20 protein-coding genes and 1 CRISPR repeat array (1 of these 21 running past the window's edge) are annotated in these 25,898 nt (G+C 46.5%); of the genes, 5 read left to right on the top strand and 15 right to left on the bottom strand.

What is annotated here, in order from left to right; all coding sequences use genetic code 11:
* Positions 1-7,634: direct repeats of the CRISPR family, unit length 32 nt; unit sequence GTTTCAATTCATGCCCTCGCGTGGAGGGCAAC; it reaches 55 nt to the left of the window's first position.
* A gap of 282 nt (positions 7,635-7,916) precedes the next feature.
* From cas2 to PVA46_RS02715, 12 genes are all read right to left on the bottom strand, one after another.
* Positions 7,917-8,207: a CRISPR-associated endonuclease Cas2 gene (gene cas2 / locus PVA46_RS02770; RefSeq protein ID WP_167695239.1), complete on the bottom strand. Its 291-nt coding sequence runs from the start codon at positions 8,205-8,207 to the stop codon at positions 7,917-7,919.
* Between the two features lie 12 nt (positions 8,208-8,219).
* Positions 8,220-9,245 carry a CRISPR-associated endonuclease Cas1 gene (gene cas1 / locus PVA46_RS02765; protein WP_167695238.1) on the bottom strand — a complete coding sequence of 342 codons (1,026 nt, stop codon included), beginning with the start codon at positions 9,243-9,245 and terminating at the stop codon, positions 8,220-8,222.
* Entirely contained in the window at positions 9,245-9,859 is a 615-nt protein-coding gene (gene cas4 / locus PVA46_RS02760) for a CRISPR-associated protein Cas4 (RefSeq protein ID WP_167695237.1), read from the bottom strand. Before cas4 ends, cas1 begins: the two co-directional genes overlap by 1 nt.
* Before the next feature lie 70 nt (positions 9,860-9,929).
* A complete protein-coding gene (locus tag PVA46_RS02755; RefSeq protein ID WP_167695236.1) occupies positions 9,930-10,211 on the bottom strand; it encodes a hypothetical protein in 282 nt (93 codons plus the stop codon).
* A 64-nt stretch (positions 10,212-10,275) separates the two neighbouring features.
* Entirely contained in the window at positions 10,276-11,226 is a 951-nt protein-coding gene (gene cas7c / locus PVA46_RS02750; RefSeq protein ID WP_167695235.1) for a type I-C CRISPR-associated protein Cas7/Csd2, read from the bottom strand.
* A gap of 17 nt (positions 11,227-11,243) precedes the next feature.
* Positions 11,244-13,160, bottom strand: coding sequence for a type I-C CRISPR-associated protein Cas8c/Csd1 (gene cas8c, locus PVA46_RS02745; RefSeq protein WP_167695234.1), 1,917 nt, complete (start codon positions 13,158-13,160; stop codon positions 11,244-11,246).
* Positions 13,157-13,864: a type I-C CRISPR-associated protein Cas5c gene (gene cas5c, locus PVA46_RS02740; RefSeq protein WP_167695233.1), complete on the bottom strand. Its 708-nt coding sequence runs from the start codon at positions 13,862-13,864 to the stop codon at positions 13,157-13,159. Before cas5c ends, cas8c begins: the two co-directional genes overlap by 4 nt.
* A 319-nt stretch (positions 13,865-14,183) precedes the next feature.
* Positions 14,184-16,628 (bottom strand): CRISPR-associated helicase Cas3', encoded by a 2,445-nt coding sequence (cas3, locus tag PVA46_RS02735; protein ID WP_167695232.1) that lies wholly within the window; start codon positions 16,626-16,628, stop codon positions 14,184-14,186.
* A 133-nt stretch (positions 16,629-16,761) separates the two neighbouring features.
* On the bottom strand, positions 16,762-17,400 hold the full coding sequence (locus PVA46_RS02730) for a bifunctional 4-hydroxy-2-oxoglutarate aldolase/2-dehydro-3-deoxy-phosphogluconate aldolase (protein ID WP_167695231.1): 639 nt from the start codon (positions 17,398-17,400) through the stop codon (positions 16,762-16,764).
* A 9-nt stretch (positions 17,401-17,409) separates the two neighbouring features.
* On the bottom strand, positions 17,410-18,519 hold the full coding sequence (locus PVA46_RS02725; protein WP_167695230.1) for a sugar kinase: 1,110 nt from the start codon (positions 18,517-18,519) through the stop codon (positions 17,410-17,412).
* Positions 18,520-18,542: 23 nt separating this feature from the next.
* Entirely contained in the window at positions 18,543-18,866 is a 324-nt protein-coding gene (locus tag PVA46_RS02720) for a cupin domain-containing protein (protein ID WP_167695229.1), read from the bottom strand.
* A gap of 106 nt (positions 18,867-18,972) precedes the next feature.
* Positions 18,973-19,401 (bottom strand): hypothetical protein, encoded by a 429-nt coding sequence (locus PVA46_RS02715; protein ID WP_274360316.1) that lies wholly within the window; start codon positions 19,399-19,401, stop codon positions 18,973-18,975.
* A gap of 18 nt (positions 19,402-19,419) precedes the next feature.
* Here PVA46_RS02715 and PVA46_RS02710 point away from each other — a divergent pair, with 18 nt between their 5' ends.
* Positions 19,420-20,145: a CPBP family intramembrane glutamic endopeptidase gene (locus tag PVA46_RS02710; RefSeq protein ID WP_167695227.1), complete on the top strand. Its 726-nt coding sequence runs from the start codon at positions 19,420-19,422 to the stop codon at positions 20,143-20,145.
* A gap of 42 nt (positions 20,146-20,187) precedes the next feature.
* Positions 20,188-20,700, top strand: a complete 513-nt coding sequence (locus tag PVA46_RS02705) for a hypothetical protein (protein WP_167695226.1) — start codon at positions 20,188-20,190, stop codon at positions 20,698-20,700.
* A gap of 1 nt (position 20,701) precedes the next feature.
* Here PVA46_RS02705 and PVA46_RS02700 read toward each other — a convergent pair whose 3' ends face one another.
* The 3 genes from PVA46_RS02700 to PVA46_RS02690 are packed head-to-tail and all read right to left on the bottom strand — an operon-like array spanning position 20,702 to position 23,124.
* Positions 20,702-21,460, bottom strand: coding sequence for a DUF6985 domain-containing protein (locus tag PVA46_RS02700; RefSeq protein ID WP_167695225.1), 759 nt, complete (start codon positions 21,458-21,460; stop codon positions 20,702-20,704).
* A gap of 18 nt (positions 21,461-21,478) precedes the next feature.
* Positions 21,479-22,165 (bottom strand): hypothetical protein, encoded by a 687-nt coding sequence (locus PVA46_RS02695; RefSeq protein WP_167695224.1) that lies wholly within the window; start codon positions 22,163-22,165, stop codon positions 21,479-21,481.
* Entirely contained in the window at positions 22,165-23,124 is a 960-nt protein-coding gene (locus PVA46_RS02690) for a hypothetical protein (RefSeq protein ID WP_167695223.1), read from the bottom strand. Before PVA46_RS02690 ends, PVA46_RS02695 begins: the two co-directional genes overlap by 1 nt.
* Positions 23,125-23,274: 150 nt before the next feature.
* Between PVA46_RS02690 and flgG the strand changes: the two genes are divergently transcribed.
* The 3 genes from flgG to PVA46_RS02675 are packed head-to-tail and all read left to right on the top strand — an operon-like array spanning position 23,275 to position 25,895.
* Positions 23,275-24,069 carry a flagellar basal-body rod protein FlgG gene (gene flgG, locus PVA46_RS02685; protein WP_167695222.1) on the top strand — a complete coding sequence of 265 codons (795 nt, stop codon included), beginning with the start codon at positions 23,275-23,277 and terminating at the stop codon, positions 24,067-24,069.
* A gap of 48 nt (positions 24,070-24,117) precedes the next feature.
* Positions 24,118-25,236, top strand: coding sequence for a BMP family lipoprotein (locus PVA46_RS02680; RefSeq protein ID WP_167695221.1), 1,119 nt, complete (start codon positions 24,118-24,120; stop codon positions 25,234-25,236).
* On the top strand, positions 25,236-25,895 hold the full coding sequence (locus tag PVA46_RS02675) for an Nmad2 family putative nucleotide modification protein (protein ID WP_167695220.1): 660 nt from the start codon (positions 25,236-25,238) through the stop codon (positions 25,893-25,895). The genes PVA46_RS02680 and PVA46_RS02675 overlap by 1 nt, the downstream gene beginning before the upstream one ends.
* The last annotated feature ends 3 nt before the right edge of the window (positions 25,896-25,898 follow it).

The following is a 25,898-nucleotide window of genomic DNA, read 5'->3' as shown; positions in this document are numbered from 1 at the left end:
ACCGCTCGAGCATGTTTCAATTCATGCCCTCGCGTGGAGGGCAACGGGAGTACCAGCGGATTTATTGATAGAGTCAAAATATGGTTTCAATTCATGCCCTCGCGTGGAGGGCAACTGGTTAGTAGTACCAAGTCAACCAGCATTACTCTACAGTTTCAATTCATGCCCTCGCGTGGAAGGCAACCTCGATGCCATGCCCGAGGTCGATGACATCGCCCCCTGCGTTTCAATTCATGCCCTCGCGTGGAGGGCAACGCGTGGGTTAAAGGTGTTGCTAGCGGTGTGTACTTGTGTTTCAATTCATGCCCTCGCGTGGAGGGCAACAATGAAACGGGAATCGAACTCAACGACTACCGAAGAGTTTCAATTCATGCCCTCGCGTGGAGGGCAACTCAATTGAGAGGGCGCATAGAGCGGTTTATTAACGTTTCAATTCATGCCCTCGCGTGGAGGGCAACGATAGAATGGATATCGGCTTGTTGCGTGATATCCGAAGTTTCAATTCATGCCCTCGCGTGGAGGGCAACGACGTATCTCGCGCCTTAGCGCCTTATTTGTTTGGTGTTTCAATTCATGCCCTCGCGTGGAGGGCAACCGCGTGCTACCCGATGAAAAAAACCGCTATCACAAGGAGTTTCAATTCATGCCCTCGCGTGGAGGGCAACATTATCACGACTAATAAATGCCATTAAGCTGGATATGTTTCAATTCATGCCCTCGCGTGGAGGGCAACTGGTTAGTAGTACCAAGTCAACCAGCATTACTCTACAGTTTCAATTCATGCCCTCGCGTGGAGGGCAACGGTATCATCTTATGCCCTTCAAGATTGTAGAGAAGGGGTTTCAATTCATGCCCTCGCGTGGAGGGCAACACGAAAATCATATCCAGCGAGTGCCGAGATACTATATGTTTCAATTCATGCCCTCGCGTGGAGGGCAACCTATATGCCGACACTTCCAGGCGATAAAGTGAGCCTGTTTCAATTCATGCCCTCGCGTGGAGGGCAACTTCCTTTTTAATAGTTTTAACAAACGCTTTATCGGGTTTCAATTCATGCCCTCGCGTGGAGGGCAACCTACCCGATAGCACCGCGCCCTTGCCTCTTAATAGTGTTTCAATTCATGCCCTCGCGTGGAGGGCAACGTTTCTTTAATCAGATTAATTAGTGTCATCTGATTGTTTCAATTCATGCCCTCGCGTGGAGGGCAACGTAGCGTGTCCAGTACACGCTCCATATCACGCCCGATGTTTCAATTCATGCCCTCGCGTGGAGGGCAACAGGCATGAACGGTCGCCTAGAGATGTACGACGAGGTAAGTTTCAATTCATGCCCTCGCGTGGAGGGCAACATATAATTTATATTCATTTTACACCTCCTAAGTGTAGTTTCAATTCATGCCCTCGCGTGGAGGGCAACGGCGAGAAGCCCAGACCTATACAAGTTGAGTGGATAGTTTCAATTCATGCCCTCGCGTGGAGGGCAACCTATCGACTTCCACAGCGAGACCACGGAGCGACTAAGTTTCAATTCATGCCCTCGCGTGGAGGGCAACTGCATATAGCGGCATCGGGCGCGTGATGGATAGTCTAGTTTCAATTCATGCCCTCGCGTGGAGGGCAACGAACTCCACCCACATAGTACGCCCACCAGAGGGCGGTTTCAATTCATGCCCTCGCGTGGAGGGCAACATGCGTTGCGGGATAGCGAGCGCGAGAGTAAGGTGTTTCAATTCATGCCCTCGCGTGGAGGGCAACTCCTTGATGTTGATGATTACTTTCAGGTTATCTTTTTGTTTCAATTCATGCCCTCGCGTGGAGGGCAACATGCTGTGATCCCGTTTTTTTACCCACAAGGTGATCCGAGTTTCAATTCATGCCCTCGCGTGGAGGGCAACTGGTGGCAATATGACAGTGAGGGTAGACCTAGGCGAGTTTCAATTCATGCCCTCGCGTGGAGGGCAACCTCGCGTAAAAAATACCACGTACCGAAACCCTTGCAGTTTCAATTCATGCCCTCGCGTGGAGGGCAACGCCAAGATATACTAGCCACAGTATCACGTTTAGCAACCGTTTCAATTCATGCCCTCGCGTGGAGGGCAACCTACCATCTATGCTATCATGAATATAAAAATCCTCTGGTTTCAATTCATGCCCTCGCGTGGAGGGCAACACGAGCTAGAGCGCCTACGGCGTGAGTATGACGCCAGTTTCAATTCATGCCCTCGCGTGGAGGGCAACCGTGAATGAGGCTAGTGGAGGCTCGAAACGAGGCGAGTTTCAATTCATGCCCTCGCGTGGAGGGCAACATCGGATAGTGAAACATCACCGCTCCATCCACGCACAGTTTCAATTCATGCCCTCGCGTGGAGGGCAACATCAAGGTTTGAGCGAAGCACAAATCTTGCAATTAGAGCGTTTCAATTCATGCCCTCGCGTGGAGGGCAACCGATAGCCTAGATTGTCAGATTCAAAAACAACTGTAGTTTCAATTCATGCCCTCGCGTGGAGGGCAACGGATCTTGCGATGCATGAAATCCTGCATTTTCGCAGTTTCAATTCATGCCCTCGCGTGGAGGGCAACATTTGAAAATTATCCTTTGTTATTTTTTGCCCTAAATGTTTCAATTCATGCCCTCGCGTGGAGGGCAACTTGCTATATTTTCGAACGCACCAGAAAAATCGCCTGGTTTCAATTCATGCCCTCGCGTGGAGGGCAACACGGCGATCAAGATTGTGAGACCCGACGAACCCGAGTTTCAATTCATGCCCTCGCGTGGAGGGCAACTGAGATAGACAGGAGCGGAGTAGACGCTGAAGGAGGTTTCAATTCATGCCCTCGCGTGGAGGGCAACATATCCTAGTGAGTTGCGGTAAGTAGCGATGGCAAGGTTTCAATTCATGCCCTCGCGTGGAGGGCAACAATCGCCCAAATCTAAATAGTGAATTCCTAGAGTGGTTTCAATTCATGCCCTCGCGTGGAGGGCAACCTATTGAGATTCTTGACGTTGACGATTATTTTCAAAGTTTCAATTCATGCCCTCGCGTGGAGGGCAACTGACGATGACAATCTTGCACCACGCATTGAATGGAAGTTTCAATTCATGCCCTCGCGTGGAGGGCAACACGCAAGATGGAAAGAGAACAAGAGGTCATGAACGAACGTTTCAATTCATGCCCTCGCGTGGAGGGCAACCTTTTTCATATCCGTTTGACGTTGCACCACAGGCGATGTTTCAATTCATGCCCTCGCGTGGAGGGCAACAGAGAGTGATACGGCAGAGGATATTGCAGAAGCAAAGGTTTCAATTCATGCCCTCGCGTGGAGGGCAACCTGTAAAAGGAGGACGAAAATGTCTATATTCAAGAGTTTCAATTCATGCCCTCGCGTGGAGGGCAACTAGGGATGCGGTGCTAGAGAGGAGGGCTAAAAATGGGTTTCAATTCATGCCCTCGCGTGGAGGGCAACGCTCGCCAATTGACAGTATCAGTTTATGGCTTGCTGTTTCAATTCATGCCCTCGCGTGGAGGGCAACCGTCCATATTAGTGCTGGCTGGCTTGGTACGACTAACGTTTCAATTCATGCCCTCGCGTGGAGGGCAACCTGTACGGCTACGAGTCGCGTCTCGGTAGTGCCGTTTCAATTCATGCCCTCGCGTGGAGGGCAACAATTTTGCGCCTGTCGATGCTCCATATTTAGCGCGATGTTTCAATTCATGCCCTCGCGTGGAGGGCAACGCCGTTTTTTTCCTCCTACCGTTTCGGCGCTGGCATAGTTTCAATTCATGCCCTCGCGTGGAGGGCAACCTCGCAAGCCACCACCAGCAGGGATAGCGGAAGCATGTTTCAATTCATGCCCTCGCGTGGAGGGCAACTTTTTGCACTCAAGCGCTCTTTTTCGGCGTAGCTCATGTTTCAATTCATGCCCTCGCGTGGAGGGCAACCCTAGCACATCGCGTATCTGGTTTAGCACGTTCTGCGTTTCAATTCATGCCCTCGCGTGGAGGGCAACTAGGTATAGGTAAGACCACGCATATTCGTGAAGTAAGTTTCAATTCATGCCCTCGCGTGGAGGGCAACAGGAGGATAGCTTGACTACTGTTATCAGTCGTATCAGTTTCAATTCATGCCCTCGCGTGGAGGGCAACATGTTACTTGCCGCAACTCACTAGGATGTCTTTATAAGTTTCAATTCATGCCCTCGCGTGGAGGGCAACCGCAGGCAAAGCAGCAGGAAGAATCGCAAATGTGCTGTTTCAATTCATGCCCTCGCGTGGAGGGCAACATCCAGCGAGTGCCTAGGTACTATATCAAGCTATGGTTTCAATTCATGCCCTCGCGTGGAGGGCAACATCCTTTGCACGTGGTCTTTATTATCCGCGTATTTGGTTTCAATTCATGCCCTCGCGTGGAGGGCAACCCACTTATCGCCCTTCCAGAGTAGCCGATTTGGCACGTTTCAATTCATGCCCTCGCGTGGAGGGCAACCACCCACAATATCGACCGCCTGCCGTGGCGTATTCAGTTTCAATTCATGCCCTCGCGTGGAGGGCAACTAAATATCTTCTTAATGGTATTAATTACCGCCTTAAGTTTCAATTCATGCCCTCGCGTGGAGGGCAACCTAGAGCTAGTGGGATACATTACACAAAGCGGATACGTGGGTTTCAATTCATGCCCTCGCGTGGAGGGCAACGAGAAGGATGGCTAAAGGAGATATGATAATAGAACGAGTTTCAATTCATGCCCTCGCGTGGAGGGCAACAATTCGGGGTTGATGGGCTTGATTTTTTCCTCTATGTTTCAATTCATGCCCTCGCGTGGAGGGCAACAGACTACAAAAAACTCACAGAAAAAGAACTAAAAGGTTTCAATTCATGCCCTCGCGTGGAGGGCAACTTCACCAGCCTCGGCCATGAGACGATACCGCGCGGTTTCAATTCATGCCCTCGCGTGGAGGGCAACCCCACCAGCCCAAAAATCCATCTAACTCTATGCCATAGTTTCAATTCATGCCCTCGCGTGGAGGGCAACGACATGCGAACGGGCTCAAGATACTTTGAGTACATCGTTTCAATTCATGCCCTCGCGTGGAGGGCAACTGGATACAGCGGGGTACGCAAGCGGTATGATGATCGGTTTCAATTCATGCCCTCGCGTGGAGGGCAACCGCTATTGGATACATCAAGAGATTGTGGGAAGGAGGTTGTTTCAATTCATGCCCTCGCGTGGAGGGCAACTATAGGGGGCGATAACCGCCCCCACTCAAGGAGGGAAGGTTTCAATTCATGCCCTCGCGTGGAGGGCAACCTAGCGTGATGGCTACGTTGATGATATCGTGCATATTGTTTCAATTCATGCCCTCGCGTGGAGGGCAACGTTGCCTGATGCGGTCATCTATCGTGAGTTTTCCTTGTTTCAATTCATGCCCTCGCGTGGAGGGCAACCTAGCGTTGCTTTTTTTTCTATTGCAATTGAGCTTATGTTTCAATTCATGCCCTCGCGTGGAGGGCAACTTGCTTATTTATTTTTGTCAAGGTTACATAGACAAAAGTTTCAATTCATGCCCTCGCGTGGAGGGCAACGCTCCGCGTCGGTGAGCGGTTGGTTAAAGAGAGTGTTTCAATTCATGCCCTCGCGTGGAGGGCAACAGAGAAGCTTATGAAACGGTATAGGCTCATGGTTTAGTTTCAATTCATGCCCTCGCGTGGAGGGCAACAAGGCAAACGGGTTTTTGCGTTGATAAAGCTCCACGTTTCAATTCATGCCCTCGCGTGGAGGGCAACTTCATCACCACGTCTTGCATACTGACAGCATGCTCCAGTTTCAATTCATGCCCTCGCGTGGAGGGCAACCACTAACCCTACTACTATCATACTACAACAGCAGAAGTTTCAATTCATGCCCTCGCGTGGAGGGCAACTTAGTGCAAACGGGATTGAGAGCGAGCGAGCTAACGTTTCAATTCATGCCCTCGCGTGGAGGGCAACTCTTTTATAGTGGTTCTTTTTTATTTTCTGCTTGTCAGTTTCAATTCATGCCCTCGCGTGGAGGGCAACCCCTGATTTTCGGATTTCGTGTGCCCTCCACTTCGCGTTTCAATTCATGCCCTCGCGTGGAGGGCAACCAGGCATTAACAACACCTTTCAACTCTATGATATGATTGTTTCAATTCATGCCCTCGCGTGGAGGGCAACGCATAGATGCGACCCGTTGGCTTGAGTTTGGTGGTGGGTTTCAATTCATGCCCTCGCGTGGAGGGCAACAGCTCTAACCGCCGCATCAGCTCTTCTTCCCTTGTCGAGTTTCAATTCATGCCCTCGCGTGGAGGGCAACTTGAGCGTCATAATCTTCATCACTTTATTTTGAGTGGGTTTCAATTCATGCCCTCGCGTGGAGGGCAACCTTGGATTTTGCCATTCAACCGCTTGTCGTTTTGCTGTTTCAATTCATGCCCTCGCGTGGAGGGCAACGAGCGTCCCCTTACCCGTTCCCTGCTTGCCATAGAGTTTCAATTCATGCCCTCGCGTGGAGGGCAACGGCGATGCCACGCGCCCAGCCATCGACAAGGGCATGCGTTTCAATTCATGCCCTCGCGTGGAGGGCAACACCGCTACTACCAGAGCTAGCGTCTATATCGTGGGTGTTTCAATTCATGCCCTCGCGTGGAGGGCAACTAGCGCACCAGAGAGCGGTTTCAGTTACAACTTTCGTTTCAATTCATGCCCTCGCGTGGAGGGCAACTATCCTGTCGCTAGCTGGATCTGCGTACCGCTATCGCAAGTTTCAATTCATGCCCTCGCGTGGAGGGCAACCGCTAGACCAGCTAGTAGTATTGGCGAGCGACCACTGTTTCAATTCATGCCCTCGCGTGGAGGGCAACGAAATTTACTACATTCAGCCCCGTACAATAGGGGCGAGTTTCAATTCATGCCCTCGCGTGGAGGGCAACGTTGCATGGTTGCGCGGAAATCTAACCTCTATGCAGTTTCAATTCATGCCCTCGCGTGGAGGGCAACAAGAGTTATGCTGATGGAGTGTATATCACTATATCTGAGTTTCAATTCATGCCCTCGCGTGGAGGGCAACATTACCATGCTTAATACTGCCGTTAAATCTGTGCTGTTTCAATTCATGCCCTCGCGTGGAGGGCAACCCATGGCTAGATTACGGGGCGAGGAACGCCTAAAAGTGTTTCAATTCATGCCCTCGCGTGGAGGGCAACTATGGATAGAGGACGGCGATTACGTGAAATTGAGCAAAGTTTCAATTCATGCCCTCGCGTGGAGGGCAACGGTTTTATCGATAGCAAGTTGAAGGGTGAAGAGTTGCGTTTCAATTCATGCCCTCGCGTGGAGGGCAACTTTCTCCAGTATGCTCTTATCCATATTAAAATTCTCGTTTCAATTCATGCCCTCGCGTGGAGGGCAACCTTCACAAATCGATCGATATCCATCGTACCGCCAGGTTTCAATTCATGCCCTCGCGTGGAGGGCAACTATACGATACGGTGGAGGTGGTAGAAAAATGACATAGTTTCAATTCATGCCCTCGCGTGGAGGGCAACTCCTCCACTAAGCAGTGCATCTAAAACCCAAAAAAATGTTTCAATTCATGCCCTCGCGTGGAGGGCAACTCTACCCTTCCTATTTCCTTCGCTTACATGCTTTTATTTTGCACTTTTCGCGAACCTAGCCTCACTTTATCTCGCTATCCAGACAAAGCTTCCTCTCACGCAAAAACAACATCGGCGAGCAACAAAATCCTCTACTCCTCAGGGAGTCTAGCCCTTCCCCACTCGCCTAAACTATCTTATCACAGCTAGTCAAGCCTTGTCAATCACACCCTCACTCTCCCAACATGTTGCGAACCCTCCTCGTTTTTCACCATCACTACCACTTCGCACACGCACCCATCCCTAAAATAAAAGCAAATCATTCTCCATATCGATAGCCACTTTTGCTCCCACATGTTCTACCTTATTTTTCCAATTCTTTCCTAAGTGATAGTACCGCAAACTATCTACTTTCATGTTGATAGCTTGCTCCAATGATCGCTTCAACATCAGCAATTGCGCCGGATCCACTAGACACTCAAACACCGAATACTGCACCCGTATCCCATAATCCTCGCAGATACGCGCCACTTTACGCAATCGCCTTGCACCATTATCATCGCGTGCCACATCGTAACAGACCAAAACTTTCATTCTACCCTCCCATCATCGCACCACAAAGGCAGGATACCCTTCAATATTACCTCGCAAATACCTTGCCAATAATTGCCCCTGCACGTGCCATAAATGTGGTAATTTCAGCTTCTCTCCCGTATAAAAATGAAAATATGACTCTCTCTTTTGATCCACATACCCTTCAAGAAAGATCCGCCTCGCTTTATCCTTTATCCGCACACTTCCGCTAGCCGAGATATCAAAATCTTCGGGTGTAATTTGCCCCAAGTTAATCAAGCGTATCACCAAACGATCAATGACCAACGAACGAAATTCCTCCATCATATCCAACGCCAAACTCATCCGACCCGGACGATCCCGATGTAAAAATCCCATCGCAGGATCCAAACCCACACTCTCCACCAGCCCAATCATATCATGGTACAACACCTGATACCCATACGACAGCAACGCATTCACCCGATCCATCGGTGGGCGACGATTGCGTCCCTTCATAAAAAATTCCCTCTTATGCTTACGAATCCGATCGTTAAAATACTTAAAGTAGAGACTACTAGTCACCCCCTCATAACCGCGCAACTCATCGAGATCCTTAGCAAGTTCCACATACCGCAACTGATGCTTCAATTTACTGATATCTTCTATCAACCTGCGATCCTCTTTCGCATACTCTCGTTTGTAACGTTGCAACTCATGATGTTGATTGAGTATCTTCCCCATGACGATCGACTTAGCCACCGGCAACGCATTCTCTGCTTTGGTTGCTTCGTGTTGTGCGCGCCGTAATAAGACATTACTACCAGCCAAAGATCGATCAATCTTAAAAAGCATCCGATCATTCACGCTAAAATAACTCACCAAGATACCATGCTTGGCACAATAAGCCAATACTCGCGAGCTAACATAGACCGATCCTCGAATCACTAACGAATCGATATTGAGCGTAGGAAGCTTTTTCTTCTCCCCGTTCGCCAAACGTAACACAATACTTTCGCCTTCCATCCGTAAGCTACTCTTAGGCGACTCAATAAAGAGCGTATTCAACATCTTTTTCATCAATCCACCTCCGATGCCATCGTTTGCCAATAATCTGCCACAGCCATATTCGTTAAATCAGGAATACATAGCTCCACCAGCGAGCAAAGTGCACACTTCTTGCTCTTCTCTACAACAGGCAACTCTTTATTAAACAATAACTTATGAACATTCGTTAAAACATCTACGGTGAGCGATCTTAATGCTTCGTCTATCTCGATATAGCTACGGCTCTTTTCTTGATTGTAGTAAATCGCTCCCTGTGTAATCGATTGACCGGTCATCTCTTCCAAACAGAGTACCTGCGCACATAATTGCACCTTGTCTACCTCATAGATGCTCTTACTTTTTCCTACTTTATACTCAATCGGCAAAATTGTATCAGGGTGAAATTCAATCGTATCACACACCCCCATCAAGCCATAGCGATGCGACACCACCGTCGTTGCCGTCTCGATACGCACACCTTTTTCATAGCGAATACGCTCTTGGTGCGTCTTCTCATGCAGAATATCGCCTGCCTTGGTGTGATAGCTATCCGCCCAAATTTGTTCATTATACATTAGGGCGCATTGACGCGGACAATATTGATAGTGTTGTAAACTTGCTATCTGAATATAGTCATACTCTTGCATAAAATTCCTCCTTTTTTATGCAGTTCAACCCAATACGCGCATGATAACCATCATACGCGCTATAAACTTTCTATCTTTTCATCATTAATCGATGAGCTTTGACTTCCATCCAATCAGTGTTACTAGGATGGTTACATGTATCGCAAATTGGAGCTATATACACCCTAGTTATATCGTAATCATGATATAAATGACCACCAGCAGTCGCTAAATTTCCACAACCTTTGATAATACAGGTTTCCGCATTACTATCGCCTTCAGCATAAAATGATTGAAGCCAATTACCTCGATCTTTACTAGATCCACTAACATTTTTAACCTTTTGGTTTAAACTAGTTACTTTTGAACTCATATTATTCCTCCAATTTTATCTCACCTGGTGCATAATAAAGGATTACACACCAGATAAATTTATCTTACAACCTTTCGATTAGCTCGACACCTGCGGGAACGTTCTCTTTCGCGATGGTAATTTGATAGTCGCTAAAGGCTCGCGCTGGTGCATCACTAGAGGTAACACGCTTGGTTTGCACCAAATCAAAGAGCGTTTGAGCAGGAGCCTTTCCCATCTTGTTATCATGCTTAAAGACCACCAACTTCCGCACCGAAACCTTGCCACGGCTCGCCGATCGATCATGCTCGTACATGTTAAGGATCGCCTCCCACAAGAGCTCTAAATCATCACTGTCAAAGCCCGTCTGGTTCGCCAAGTTCGCACTGATAAAGCCCTCGGCACGGTAGAGACCATAGGGAATAAACGCTTTCTTACCAATGGTGCGGTTATCACCCTTTTGTTGCTCTGCCTCTTTTTCGGTAGCCACAGCCATACGCGTAATCGAAACCTCATTCGCAAAGATCGGTTCTTGGCTACGTGCAAAGGTCAATTGTACCGGCCCTCGCACTTGTCCTGCATTCACCCCCGTACTCATTACCGCGCCAAAAGTTCGCACGTCGTAAAATTGCTCGCACATCCAAGCCCGTGCCTTGTCCACCTGATCCTCACTGCCAATGCGCTTATTGCCCTTAGCGTCCTTCTTCTTATCCTCGCCCTCGGCAGAGTTATCCACTGCCTTTACCGAAACACTATTAGCATGGAGATAAGCCTCTTCATGAAAAAGATTAAGCACGCCCTTCTCCTTCACGTAAATACGGAAGTCTTTGCCCTCATCCACGCGATCTTTAAGCGGATACTTCAACTGCACGTAATTGCGGATCTTACGCTTAATCGAGACATCAGTGGTAAAGCCATAGCCGGTCTCTGGGTCGGTGCGTGGCAGATTACCCGCATCAGGGTCTCCGTTGGGATTACCATTCTCCACGTCAAAATAAAAGACAAAATCGTAACGATTCTCTAAATGATTACTCATGATTATATACTCCTTTTTTATTGATTACTCTCTTCTTTCTTCTCACTGCGTAAGCGATCGCTCATGGCAGCACGCTGGTGATAATAGCCCACAAAGAACAATCCCTGTTCCTCTAGCGACAAAATACGTGGGAAAATCACCCCCTTCTCATTCACATCGAAATGTGCCATAATCCGCTCCAGCTCTAGCTTAAAGTTAAAAGCCATGCCACCACCAATCTTACTTAAGTGATGCACATTCAACTTTAAAAGTAGCGGAAAGACCACCGCAGGACGTGTAGATACCGAGCCAATGTATCGATCACTGATACTCGCATTGGCACCAATGGCCATATCCTGCGCCCTCTCTAGCACCGCAAACAAGCGACCACTCAAATAACCATGGCTGGCTAACTCATCATTTAACACAACTAACCTCCTTTTTTTTCTCTCTTCTTCATTCATCGATGCAATACAAACCAATGACGCATATCGCTCTAAATACGATGCGTGATTACGCAATAAAATCGCCTTAATCAACGCCGTACGGGTATAGCCCGTATCATGATCGCGCCTAATACGACTAACCAAATGGGACAACAATGATCGATGATACTCCTGCCCAGTCAAAACAGATTGTAACAAGTAGTCAACAACAACGGGTGAAGTCTCCCGTTCCATTTTACTCTTAGTCGCACTCACTAAAGCATATAACGGAATAAATTCAGGCTGTTTGTCGGTAAAACGTACCAACTCCAGTTCGTTATAATATTTAGTGATAATTGCTTTATTCACCCCAATGGTGCTCTCCCAAAAAAAGCGAATGCCCAAACGTTGCATATTCGCCACTAAAGACAAAACATAGAAGGGTTGAGGATCCTTTATATTCAAGTCCTCATCAACAATCGTCATATCCGTAAGACCTTCTACAGGTAAACGAACATGCGTAAGATCAATCCACCCTTTATCAAGATTGTAGCGGATAAGTCGTCTTTTTAACTCCGCTATCGTCTGCTCTTCCTCTGGCTGCAGTGTATCTTTTAGTCCCTGCTCATACTCACTAGCACCGTTTGACCAATAAACTACCGTAGCATCGCCCAAACTAATTCGCTGATTTTTTGTACCAATTAACATATTGAGCGCTTCGGTGTATTTAAACGCTGTCTCCGCCCCAATAGGGGCATTAGCTCCACCTTTCTTATTATAGGAAGTCAACACACCGTAATTATAGGAGACAAATTTACTGCCACCACCGGGCATCTTGACGTTTGGGTGCAAATCGGCAATCACCACATTCTCCTTGCCGGTAACCATACAACGCCCACGCTCGCCTTCGGCACTACTGGCTTGATCTACCGCGTAAGCCTTAACACTTGCCAAATCATGCGCATACGCTCCACTAGGCAAGCGAAAAACAATAACTGCGTCTTCCATACGTTGCCAATCGTCCCATTTAGGCATATTATCTTGCACAAATTGCTCAAAATTATGGGGATTCCACTGCGCAAAAAAACGCTTTACCGGCTCAAGTAGTGGCTCATTCATACGAGAGATTTCGCTAAGGTGTAATGCCTTGGAAGCTTCAAATTTTTTTAACTTTTTTTCTTGTGTCTCAGGTTTTTTGGGTGTATAGCTATTACCAAGAATATATGTTAGCGTATCACACAAAAAATAAGCTCGAATGTTTTGACTACGCCCTTCTTGCTCGGGAACAATCATCGTTTTGGTAAATTCCATCTCTTTTGTCTTGGACGTACCATCTTTGTTTTTGCCTGTCACCACACGCTTTTTGTAGCGTAAATAATCTTTATCTACTAGCTCGCCAGCCTCATTCAGATGCAGGGCATACACCACCTTAGCCAAGCTAAATCCATACAGAGGCAACGCCTCGCGCACATCCTCGCTCTCATCTCCAGCAAAGCGATCGTACAAATCAGTAAGTTTTTGCAGAATCATAAGCTAAGTGCCTCCTTTTTAGGAGCATAGATAGTTCCCTCCTTCAGTTTGGCATGAAAGAAGAGCGGTCTTGGATTTTTTTTATCTGAAAAGTCAAAGTCATAAAACATCCAGCCCCAATCCTTATTCTTCTCCTCCTCGCTAAGCAAGCAAACATCCGCATCATTGGCTAGGCGAAAATAAGCCGTGCACTCCCGAGTGCCAAAATAGGGTTGGGTGAACGCACTTCCATTTTGTAAGCGTTCCATAATAATAGCAAGATGTTTGTCAGGGTTGGCATCATTAGCCAGCTCCTCGGGGGTATGTTCTTGCCACTTTTTCCGCGATACGCCTGCAAGGTCGGTCATACGAAAGTGAGCGTTAATAATATACGCCAACTTCGGACGCTCTTGCGGAGCATCTTCTTGCTTAATACCAGCAAGCATCAAAGTATACCGCTGGGTGCGTAGCTCCTCAATGTAAAAATCGTCCTTACCCTTAATGGCTAAACTCTTTACCTCGTTGCGTTTAACCGAAATAAAGCGCGAGGGACGCAAGACCTCAATGCTCTCTACCACCCACTCAATCGAGGGCTTCCAGTAGATTGCTTGCAAACAATTTCGAGCCGAACTAAAGGTCATTGCGGGATAAGAAACCCGTTCTGCTTTATTTTCAGGACGCGTCCACAGCGCCCGTTCGCCTTCCACATAAATGCGAATGCTCATAGCTTACCTCCTTTTAATAAAACTAAAAGCGATATCAACCAATAGAAAGAAAGTTGATATCGCCTACTTCCTTTTTACTAATTATATTCTACTTTATTAGAAAAAAATTGTCAAGAGGTTTTATAAAAATTTATTGAAAAAATTATTCCAAAAAAAATAGAATAAGTGAAATGCCTATAGTCAATCCTATAGGCGTAAAACTGATAAGATTATATCCAAACAAAAATAGAAAAAGTGGTTTCAATTCATGCCCTCGCGTGGAGGGCAACCTTAGAGACCTTAGTATAGCCAAAAGCAAGCGAAAAAGCAAGTAATTCATCTAATATATCGAACTATCACTCACCAGAATATCGCTTACCTCTTGCCTCAAGCCCATGCGTTCGTCATAGGTGGTCTGATAATACGCTGGTTCAAGGTAGTAGATACCCAGCGCATTCCCCCGACTATCCACTAGCTCTCGAATATGATGCTGATGGTGCAACTCATTATAGTGATTTTTATAGACACCCACGCTATAACGTGCGAGCTTACGTAAGTGCTTACGAGAAAGTCCCTTCTGTTCGATGTACTGAATCGACTCTTCAACCTCTTTATGATAAGGAATAACTACCGTCCACTGCTCATCTTTAATGAGAGAGAACTGCTGGCTAATCGACGCAAAGGGCATATTATTGAGCGCAGCACCCTTCGCAAAATTCCTACCGACATTCCTCACATCTTGCTCAATCGCATAGACATCTAGAGGATTACCTTGCGCACCTTTAACCCCGGCATTATTGATATGATAAATCTCTTGATAATAATCACGGATCGCATCTAAGTGAAATAATCTCTCCCCATATGCATCACGGATACGCTGATAGATGGCATGTTGTTGGGCGTGCATATCGGGAATCTTCACATCAGCCAAGGCAAAGATCACAAAAGCACCTCGCTCCACCTTAAATTCTCGATTGCATCGACCTGCCGATTGAATCAGATTCTCTAATCCCGCCTCCTCACGATAAACGACAGGAAAGTCTATATCCACCCCCGCCTCAATAAGGTGCGTACTCACCAAGTAACACGCCTTACCCTTGGCAAGATACTCTTCTTTGACTCTCGTTAAAATCTCTTGACGGTGTGCCACCGCCATCAGTCCACTCAAGTGAAAGACCGCCTCCTTATCTGCCACTTGCTCACAAATCGCCTGATACACCTTAGATGCCGTTCCACGTAAATTGACAATGACTAATGCCTGCGAGCATGCAATAACCTCCTGCGCCAACTCTTCTATGCTCTTCGCCGCGTGCGAAAGGTGTAGTGTTACACGAGATAAATCATCGGCTAATTGTTGAGGGTTAGGCATCATCTCCTTAATATCCTGTAGCGCCAAGTGCGATAATTGTGGAGCGTCAAACTGTGGCTGGGTCGCCGAGCAGAGCACCACCGAACAACCATACGCCACCAAACTACGCATCATGTGCAAAATAGGCGAGAGATACGCACGCGGAATGCTCTGAATCTCATCGAGAATAATCACACTGTTGGCGATGTGATGAATTTTTTTCGCCTTGGATGGCTTGTGCGTAAAGAGCGACTCCCAAAATTGCACAGCTGTCGTCAAAATAACCGGCTGTTGCCAACTCTCACTCAAGGCGTTGCGCAATGGCTGATACGCCTCTTCGGCATTCTCCTTAAATTGGAGCGCATCATAGGTACTGTAGTGGGCAAAGAGATTATGCTCTCCCACATATTGCTGATAAATGCCAACCGTTTGATCCAAAATTGAGGTAAACGGTGCCACATAAATCACGCGCTGTTGCTGGTGATGTTCTGCATGATGCAAAGCAAACGCCAGAGAAGAGAGTGTCTTGCCTCCCCCCGTTGGCACGGTGAGGCTAAAAATTCCTCGCTCTTGCGTTGCCATGGACAAGCACGATTGGTAAATCTCATTACGTTTTTGCTGTAATTTAATCGCCGTAACGTCGCTAGCCGAAGGGTGGGTACGATGAGCCAAAAATTGTCTATATTGAGCTACAAAATGAGTTTTTATCTCTGCAATAGAAGCAAAATGAATCTCGCTATCATCAGGCAAGCGAAACTTTGCACTCGCTAGATGATCCGCATGCACCAACGCCGAAAAAAGTAGACGCACCGTCATCATCGCATTAAACCCTAATTGACTATGCTTGGCATCATTGCTAGGCAGGTGATTTGTCTTGTCTATTAGACCTGAAGTAAAATCCGTTAACTGTGGTTCCAGTGCATGGAGATTGTCAAGCATCTCACGCCAAAATGCATAATCTATCGTTGAGTTAAACTCTTTTTTACTGATTGTATCACTCAATCCGGCATGGTGAGCGAGAATAGCGTATGAAGGTAAAAAAGTAAACAATGCATGATATTTAGGATTCATCGTTGCTTTCTTTTTCATTAAATATCCAAGAAACCCATCCACCCCTAGCTGTGCATGCGGTGCTTTAGGAACGAGGATCTTATCGGCTAAACGGCGCTCTTCTTCGGTGTTGGCGACTAACTGCGCGTGCTCTTTAGCCTGAGCCTTACGCAACCGCTCTTGAAAAGCGGGGTTAAACTTGCCATAATCATGAAAATACCCCGCCAGCTTTGCCCAGCTAGCCAACTCTCCATCCACATCTTTTAGCGTATCATACGCTAACTCTGCCACCTCACGCAAATGATCGTCTAATCGTTGCCAGAAGACCTCGCCCTCATCATTAATGTCATAGCGCGCATAAAACTCATCTTGATTAACATTTTCCATACTTTATTATCAAGGCAATCAAGACAATTGTCAAGATAAAACTTATTAAAATTACTTAATAATGATTTATATAAATACAAGAAAAAATTAAAAATTCCTCATCTCTCCTATAAAGAAAATGAGGAATCTTTTACTATTTTTTTATCTTATGCAAGACATTAACCGCCTCTTGCGCTAGTTGAGTAATTTTTGCCCAATCCTTCGCCTTAATCAAATCAGAATGCACCATCCATGTGCCCCCCACGGCGTGGATATTGGGCTGTTTGATATATTCAGGCAAATTAGCTAGCGTTACTCCGCCGGTAGGAATAAATTTGATGTGCGGATAGACCGAATAGAACGTCTTGAGCATTGCCACGCCACCAAATTGTTCAGCAGGGAAAAACTTTAAAACGTTCAACCCCATACTCGATGCTTGCTCCACCTCGCTCGGCGTACATACCCCCGGCGTGATCGGGATACCTCGTTTAAGCGCGTGCTCCACCACGGTAGGATTAAACCCTGGACTCACCAAGAACTTAGCACCCACCGCAATCGCCTGATCTACCTGCTCCGTTGTCAGAATCGTACCCGCCCCTAAAATGACATCAGGTCGGGCCTTGCTTATCGTCGCAATCGCCTGTGGGGCAACTTGCGTACGAAAGGTAACCTCGGCAACAGGCAAGCCACCCGCCATTAACGCTTCTACCAACGGCACGGCATCTTCCAACCGATCAATTTTGATAACGGGTAAGAGTCCTGCTTCACCTAATTTCTGCATAATGTCACTCATCGCTTCCCCCTAACGCGCCACGCGCGCGCTGCCACCCTTAACCAGATTTTCTACCTCTTTGAGACTCGCCATACTGGTATCCCCCGGTGTAGTCATCGCCAATGCACCATGTGCCACGCCATAATTGAGCGCCTCTTGCGGACTCTTGCCCGTTAAAAAGCCGTAGATCAAGCCACTTGCAAAGCTATCGCCACCACCCACACGATCAAAAATCGCCAAGTGTTCTAACTTCATGCTATCGTAGAATTTATCCTCATAACTTAAAAGCGCTGCCCAATCGTTATCGCTTGCCGTATGGACCTCGCGCAACGTAGTAGCCATCGCTTTAAAGTTAGGATACATCTGCTTAACTTGATCTAACATCTTCTTAAAGTTATTGCTATCGAGTCCTTTGATATGATGATCCAAGCCTTCCACGGTAAAGCCAAGCGAGGCGGTAAAGTCCTCTTCGTTACCAATCATCACATCGACATATTTAGCAATTTCGCGATTAACCTCCTGCGCAGCGTTCGGGCGACCGGCTTCGACCTGCGCTTGCCAGAGACTAGGGCGATAATTGAGATCATAGCTGATAATCGTGCCATATTTTTTCGCAATCTGCATCGCCTCGATAATGACCTCGGGCGTGGTGGACGAGAGCGCGGCGTAAATGCCTCCACAGTGAAACCAGCGCACACCCTCTTGACCAAAGAGCTTCTCCCAGTCGATGTCGCCCTTTTTAAGCTTAGCCGCTCCACTATTTGCCCGATCCGAGACGCCCAACGCTCCACGCACGCCAAAGCCACGCTCAGTAAAGTTGAGCCCCACCCGCACATCGCGCCCCACGCCGTCATACTTGAACCACTTGACATAGCTCATGTCCACCCCACCTTGATAGATGAGATCCTCCAAGAGCAAGCCCACATCATTTTGGGGAATACCCGTAACGATCGCGGTGCGCATGCCAAAGCATCGCTTGAGTCCACGTGCGACATTATACTCGCCCCCGCCTTCCCACACCTTAAACGATCGAGCTGTTTTAATGCGCCCTTCACTGGGGTCAAAGCGAAGCATGACCTCTCCCAAGCTAACCAGATCATACTTACATGTATCTGCCGATTTAATCACGATTTGCTTCATAACTACCTACTCCTTTCTTATCATCATGGTAAAAAATCATCACGCTTAGGAGTAAAGTTATCGATAAGTGTCCCCGCCTCCAAGCAGAGACATCGATGCGGAGTATTACTGGGAAAGACCAAGGTATCGCCTGCCGAACAGTGATGCTTCTGCCCATCAATCTCGAACTCAAACTGCCCGCTCAAGATATACGTGCTTTGCGTATGCATATGCTGGTGCCGAGCAACCTCCTGCCCTTCAATAAAATCGAAGCGTACCACCATAATATCATCACTATAGGCCATAATGGTGCGGATAACGCCATTGTCTAACTGCGCAGGCGTGCCGGTATCTTTGGCTACATACATCTTTTTTTCCCCTCCCTATTTGCTAACATTTAGCATCGATGGTATAATTCATTATACCATCAAAGAGCCAATTGTCAACCACTCTTTTCCTTCGATAAGAGAGAAATTACCCCTTTTTAGCTGGATAGCCAAAGAGACGTTGCCACCAGTGTTGACGTTTTTGCTTAAATTTACAGCTATTTTTGCATCGATAGCGACAGGTGTTTTTAAGATTACTCTCCATCAAAAGCACGCCCGAGCGCGCACGCATCTTAGGGGGAGGCGAGCCTGCCACTCCCGTGCGATTGTTACAACCCGTACACATCGGCACAATATAAATGAGCGAAAATTCATGCCGACGACGCATTAGCCGAACATGCGCCCCAGTTGTCGCAAGCTTGCCACACTCTGCCACCGCACAAAGAGGCGCTTGCTTCATGCCGAACCGTTGCATCCACTGCTTAAGCCAGCCCACCCACACCTTATCTTTACTGCTATCACAGGCATTAATGAGGAAATCTCCCCGTTTTGTTTTACGCAAAAACCACTCAAACACGCCTATAGTAAAGCAGAGATGAAGAATTTAATCAAGAGGGCGCTTGACAAAACTACTCCCATTATAGATAATAAGAAGATGCAATCTATCGACTATCACACAACAAAACTAGGCACACTTCGTTTCATTCTCGCCATCATCTTCGTTGGTCTCTTCTCATTTCTAAGTATCTATAGTTGGTATACAGGCGCCATGGAAGATATCTCTTTGTATCTGCATCATGACGGATTTGTTCTTGTATACTTAATCATTTCTATCATTCAATTTATCGTCTTTTTGGGTATCGCCATAGCGTTACAACCCAAAATGGTGTATGCCTTTACCGATTTTCGCCTTCAATGGAAGGGCGTTTTCCTCCTTTTAGGAGCATCTCTCCTGCTGACTTTGCTTAGTGGTTTCGTTATCCCTCCAGAGCTTGCTGAAAATCCCGCTGGAATACTCTTTCAACGCATGCGACATCTCTATCCGGCGCTTTTTGTCTTCATGATGATTCTTGTTGGCTATAGCGAAGAACTTCTTTTCCGCCTTTTACCTATCTCTTTTAGCAAAAAGCATCCCCTCCTCATCGGCGTAATCTGGCAGATCATCTTTGCTAGCATGCATCTCTATCAAGGAATTCTCGCCTTCTTCTTCACCTTTATTCTTGGCATGATCTTCTGGTTTGGTTTTCGTCGAGGCATGAGCCTGCACAGCGTAGCTTGGACGCATATTATCTACAACCTCACAGTTACCTTTTTTTATTAAAAAATTCTTGCGTAAATCAACAAGATAGGCTATAATAAAAGAATGAAAAAGCACGTTGTTCTCCTGATTCCATTTTTTCTCCTACTAACCTCGCTGGTCTCTAGCTTAGGCATCAATATCAGTAAAGAAGGCGTTGCTTCCTTGCCCGATGGCGCGGTACATGTCGATAAGCATCGCTACTTTTTTGTAGAAGAATATGAACTTATCGACAAAGGGAAAAAAGATCAATTACGCCTAACCGTGCGTGTTGGATCAGATTATAATATAAGCGGAAACATTTCTATCTCTAATTATTGGCAAATCGGCAGAGATACCCGCTACTTTTTTGAAATACGCGATCATAATCAAAAAAAATACAAGTCAATCTCTCAATTTAATATTACCCCTACGCTTGACGGCACCAGAAATATGACCATCGAGATTCGCTTTACCATACCGAAAGAATTCAATCTATCCGAAGCAAAGCTCTTCTTTACCGGCAAACCCGATCGCATCACCAAGACAAAAGGCGCCCCCATTCTCCCCCCTCAGCAAGAAGAGGAGAATGCATCCTAAACTACTCACGCAAATCAGGTATTTCGTGTTTTAGCAAGAAGTTGCCGTAAGCATAATTCCCTTCTAGGATAGAAAAGCTCTCCTCGCTTGCCCATGGTTGTAATTTACGATCACTGCCTACATAGAGGATTTTATCTCCGCGTATAATCCACGCTAAGCCATACTCCTCATCCCATGCACAGCTAAATGAGATGTAAATCTGAGGAATTTCCACTTCCAGCGGATGAATCGTGATATAGAGCGGGCGAATATATGCTAAAATATCCCTGTCGCTCGGAATGGGCGGGCGAATAAGGTGATAGGGTTGCTCCTTACGAGGTAACGTGGCGATAATCTCTTCCTTAAAAAATATCTTTATTCTTGATACATTTCGATATTTACGATGCCCCGCCACACGTTGCTCAACGCGTTTGACAATACCTCTAGCGATATCTTCTGCAATATTCCAACGTAACAAAAGCTCGCGTAGATCGATATAAAGATCCGCGGTAATCCTAGGATAGTCGCTATCCACAATCATACTATCGAGATCTTCTTGTGCGTAGATACAAAAATCTTCAGAAAAACGATAGGTATCGTGTGCCAGTTGATCGATAAGCTGATGCGCGTGATACTGCCAATGACGAATCGACGCCTCGGCATAGCCCACACTGACACGTGGATCGAGGTAGACATCCAACGCTTGACGAAAAATCGGGCAGGTTGCTTGCGCAATTAACTGTTCTGGAAAATCAGGATTGTAACGTAAGTGATCGAGCATAACGCAACCAAAAATCCGTCAACGCCGTTTAATATAAGCGATCGCGGGGCGCTCATTCATACTAGCACCCCCGCCCGATAAAGAAGCGCTACCTCGCAAAGAAGGGAGAATCATTAACCTTGCTGTCGATAAGTCAAAAAGATACCACTGATAATAGCCCTGCGCGCGTTGCTGTCCTGCAAAATAGTAATTAATCAGCAACTGTTGCCGATCGATCAGTAAATAGCCTTCTAAAATTTCCCCTCCGTGGGTAGGCAGAAAATACTCATCCTCACCATAACCAAGACGGTTGCGCGGATGTAAAATGGACAATGGCTGCAGCGCATGCGAGGCCAGCGCCGTAGAGGTCACATTGTCGAGGGTGAGGGTAATATTATTATCCAGAAGAATTCTACTATCAGAGATAAGACGAAAGCCGTGAAAAGGTTGCGGGGCTAGAATTTCGCGCTCTTGCCCCGTAGCAATATGACGCTGATAAAGCGACTTATTATTCATAAATCTTTTTGTATAATAAAGATATACGCCATCGCTAGAGATAGCAGGGCGTACGCCAAAAGGATTTTTTTTATAATTAAATTCATAGACAATCTTCATTTTATCCAAATCGAAAAGGACAAAATCATGCTCTAAAGGCACGAAAATTTGTTGCGCAAAGAGCGAGGACGCGAAAACAATCGAGACAAAATAACCTAATAGATAACGCATTAAGGGAGCTCCTTGATGAAGAAAAGTTCTCCTTGCTCACCCGCAACAGGCCATTGCTGTAAGAGATCGCCACTCTTGCCGTCATAGAGCGCCAACTGCGCAGTAGATGCTTGCGCGTACGGCATATGATGCCAAATAAGATACTGATCATTACCCATCGGTAATACAGCTGGCGTACGCCATGCTCCTGCCACCGAGGTAAGTATATTATTAAAGACGATATTTGTTGAAGTTATCTTTTTGTCTAATAAAGAGATATGATGAAGACGCTTTTCAAAAAAAAAGTAGATATGCTCGCTTACTTGATCGTAATATATGTGCGCCCCAGCGGGAATAACTATGGGCTGAGTACCTCGTGACTGGAGCTGTATCGTATATGCTCGCTGACTGGCAATTGTCCCTAGTGCCGGATTGGTATAATAATCGAGACGCTCCATGTGCGTACTAGCAAGCAATTGTTGCGAAGGGCTATAAATAATTTCACGCATGGCAAGTTCATGCAAATCGGGTAAGTTAAAGGGGAGTTCCTCTATAGTATTGGTGCTTCGTTGCCACAGCGCAGGACGATTTTTGTAGCGAATCAGGAGCAACTCCTGACTTATCACCTGTAAAATATCTTGTGGATAAAAGAGAACCTGATACTCATTCGCCTCTTCTAGGTTATTATAATATGTAAGAGAACGTGTCGTACTAAAAGAGAAAAATCCACCATCTGGCGCAAAAAACCACGGAAATGGCGCAAGATTTCGTTGTTCAAGGCGCTCATGTGCAGGACGCCCATTTTGGTATTGCGTGCGCAAAATACGGCTAAAATGTGGCTGAATACGCATGATACGTTCGCCTGATTGCGAAAAAATCGTAATCTCCTGCGCACCCACCGCAACAATATATCTATCATTAGCCCAGAGCATCGGCACAAAAAATAGCCACAACAGCATCGCTCCAAAGCGACTCATCATCCTCACCATATCCCCATTATACCATAATAAAAGAAAGATGTCAAAGTTTCCCCGCTATTTTCTTCATTGTCAAAAAAAAGACTTGACTTTTTTGGCTATTTCGTCGATGATAAAGATAGGAAAAATCTCTCAAAAGGAGCTAATCAGCTTATGATGCGTTCGCTTTGGACTGGTGCCAGTGGCATGAATAGTCAACAATACAATATCGATACCATCGCCAATAACTTGGCTAACGTTAATACCACCGGCTACAAACCAATGCGTGCCGAGTTTGAAGATCTGCTCTACCAAACCCAACAACTTGCCGGCTCCCCCGCTACAGACGAAACGGTGCGCCCACTTGCTACTCAAGTTGGTCATGGCTCCAAAGTAGCCGCCACCCAACGCATGTTTAAGCAAGGCAGCCTTCAAGCAACGGGCAATGTCAGCGATCTCGCCATTGACGGTGAAGGATTTTTACGTGTCATGATGCAAGATGGTACCTACTCATACACCCGCGACGGTAGCCTAAAAATCGATGCCGATGCCCAACTCGTTACTAGCCAAGGTTATCGCGTTGCCCCCGAGATTATCCTCCCCGAAGAGGCAATTCTCGATAGCTTCACGATCAGCACCACTGGAGAAGCCAGTGTACGCCTGCCCAATATCCCCGATCCTGTGGTCGTTGGGCAACTGGAACTCTATCGTTTTGTCAATCCCGCAGGACTAAGCTCCATTGGCGAGAACCTCTTCAAAGAGACGCCCGCCTCCGGAGAGTTCATTGCAGGACAACCCGGCAGGGATGGCATGGGTCGAATTCAACATAAATTCCTAGAAATGTCCGCTGTCAGTAGCATCGAAGAGATGGTATCCCTCATTGTGGCTCAACGCGCCTACGAATTCAACTCTAAAACCATCCAAACCAGCGATAATATGCTTGGAACCGCCGTACAGCTCAAGCGATAAAGTGAACAGCCAGCCTATCTATAATATCTTATTTTGAGAGGTTTTATCATGAATACTTATGCAAAATTGTTCGCTTTTTTAGCCTTAGGGTTATCCTTTGTCGCTTGTCCTAAACCACAAAACAACGAGAAAGTTTCCCTAGGAAAAGAAGTCCCTACCGTCATTCATATTACCGAGGCTGGCGGGGTAGATGACAACTCTTTTAACGCCTCTACTTGGCGTGGAATTAATCGCTTTTACAGTGAGTTTAACGGGAAAGAAGGCGTGCATTACTCCTATATGGTTACGCCTAATCTCGCTCAAATGGATGGTAATTTGAGTATTGCCACCGATGAAGATCGTTCACTTATCGTAGTGGCAGGCTTCAACTTTATCGATGCAGTAGAGCGTATCGCCCAGCTCAATCCTCAACAAAAATATCTCCTCATCGATGGACCAGATTTTGGTCTACCCAACGTAAAATCTGCCCACTTCGCCGATGAACAATCCGCCTTTCTTGTTGGTGCACTTGTCGCATATAAATCTCAAGAAGATGGTATTGAGAATCCCGTCTTCGGCTTCATTGGGGGAATGCCTGGTGGCGTAATTACTCGCTTCGAAATGGGGTATCTTCAAGGGATCAAGCATGTGCTAGGCAATAATGTTACCATCTTGAGTTATTATGCCGATGACTGGGCAAATCCCGCCAAAGCAAAAACCATGACCGGTCAATGGATCAATCAATACCCCAATTTGTACGCGATATTTAGTGCCGCAGGACCTACTGGTAACGGCACCATTGCGCAAATTAAAGAAAGCTATCAGAGTGGTCGCATTCTTTGGGCTATTGGTGTCGATTCTGACCAATATATAGAAGGTCTCATGCCCGATGGTCATAGCGTCGTACTTACCTCTGCCATGAAAAATGCCGATGCTGCTGTTTACAGTACGCTCTTCGATCTCGAACGCGATATCTTCCACTATGGGCAAGCAATATACGATCTGGATAATGATGGAGTGGGCTTCAGCCAAAGCAACACCATCGCGTTATCGGAGGATCTTCTTCTCAAAGTTAAAGCGCTTAAAGAGCAAATTCGCAATCGAGACATTACCGTATACACCACCCTATCACAGGTGCAAAAAGCCGGTCTTATTGCCAACTACACCACCGACGCCAAGGACGACTAGTGATTGCTTCTATTGACAAAGTATATAGTTATATTGTAGCTCAAGATAATGGATACTCCCCAAACCCATTCTGGGGAGTCCTCTCCTTGCCATGGTGCAAGCCGACGATGCGCACAGCTATCGCTAAATACAACATAAACAATCCCAATCACACACTATGGTTAGTGGGATTAACGCGAAAAGACAAAACCGGACATAACCGCGTGCTCTATCTTGCACAAATTTCAGAGATACTCTCGCATCACGACTATTTTTTTCGCTACCCACAAAAACAACCCAAATTAGAGCCAAACCTTCCCCACATCTTTCAAGTTGGTGACAATGTTTATCAAAAAGATGCGCAATCAACGTTTACACACAAAGCCATTCCCTCGGTACACAGCAACGATGAAGCAATGAAAAAGCGCGACCTAAGCTCGCCACATGTCCTACTCTCCTTTCGATATGTTTATTACGGGAAACAAGCACCCGTTCTACCAGAGAATTTGCAAGAACTTACGGTGGGACAAGGTTTTAAATCTAACTTTAGCGAAGAGCTTAGAGCCTCTTTGCAACAATATATCGATGAATTAAATCTTACCGAAAATTTAATCCTCGCCCCACCGCATATTTGGCCCGACCAAGATGACTCGTGGCAACAAACAACAAAAATTTTATAGGAA

The organism is Entomospira culicis, assembly GCF_028748145.1.
In the GTDB taxonomy this organism is placed as follows: domain Bacteria; phylum Spirochaetota; class Spirochaetia; order WRBN01; family WRBN01; genus Entomospira; species Entomospira culicis.
This window is presented reverse-complemented; position numbering and strand designations above follow the sequence as displayed.

Coding starts and splice junctions, on each gene's coding strand:
- PVA46_RS02705 (WP_167695226.1), top strand. CDS start 20,188: ATGAAAAAGCACGTTGTTCTCCTGATTCCATTTTTTCTCCTACTAACC.
- cas5c (WP_167695233.1), bottom strand. CDS start 13,864: ATGAGCATTCGCATTTATGTGGAAGGCGAACGGGCGCTGTGGACGCGT.
- cas8c (WP_167695234.1), bottom strand. CDS start 13,160: ATGATTCTGCAAAAACTTACTGATTTGTACGATCGCTTTGCTGGAGAT.
- PVA46_RS02680 (WP_167695221.1), top strand. CDS start 24,118: ATGAATACTTATGCAAAATTGTTCGCTTTTTTAGCCTTAGGGTTATCC.
- cas1 (WP_167695238.1), bottom strand. CDS start 9,245: ATGAAAAAGATGTTGAATACGCTCTTTATTGAGTCGCCTAAGAGTAGC.
- PVA46_RS02695 (WP_167695224.1), bottom strand. CDS start 22,165: ATGCGTTATCTATTAGGTTATTTTGTCTCGATTGTTTTCGCGTCCTCG.
- cas4 (WP_167695237.1), bottom strand. CDS start 9,859: ATGCAAGAGTATGACTATATTCAGATAGCAAGTTTACAACACTATCAA.
- PVA46_RS02730 (WP_167695231.1), bottom strand. CDS start 17,400: ATGAGTGACATTATGCAGAAATTAGGTGAAGCAGGACTCTTACCCGTT.
- PVA46_RS02720 (WP_167695229.1), bottom strand. CDS start 18,866: ATGTATGTAGCCAAAGATACCGGCACGCCTGCGCAGTTAGACAATGGC.
- cas3 (WP_167695232.1), bottom strand. CDS start 16,628: ATGGAAAATGTTAATCAAGATGAGTTTTATGCGCGCTATGACATTAAT.
- cas2 (WP_167695239.1), bottom strand. CDS start 8,207: ATGAAAGTTTTGGTCTGTTACGATGTGGCACGCGATGATAATGGTGCA.
- PVA46_RS02710 (WP_167695227.1), top strand. CDS start 19,420: ATGAAGAATTTAATCAAGAGGGCGCTTGACAAAACTACTCCCATTATA.
- PVA46_RS02725 (WP_167695230.1), bottom strand. CDS start 18,519: ATGAAGCAAATCGTGATTAAATCGGCAGATACATGTAAGTATGATCTG.
- PVA46_RS02700 (WP_167695225.1), bottom strand. CDS start 21,460: ATGCTCGATCACTTACGTTACAATCCTGATTTTCCAGAACAGTTAATT.
- cas7c (WP_167695235.1), bottom strand. CDS start 11,226: ATGAGTAATCATTTAGAGAATCGTTACGATTTTGTCTTTTATTTTGAC.
- flgG (WP_167695222.1), top strand. CDS start 23,275: ATGATGCGTTCGCTTTGGACTGGTGCCAGTGGCATGAATAGTCAACAA.
- PVA46_RS02690 (WP_167695223.1), bottom strand. CDS start 23,124: ATGATGAGTCGCTTTGGAGCGATGCTGTTGTGGCTATTTTTTGTGCCG.
- PVA46_RS02755 (WP_167695236.1), bottom strand. CDS start 10,211: ATGAGTTCAAAAGTAACTAGTTTAAACCAAAAGGTTAAAAATGTTAGT.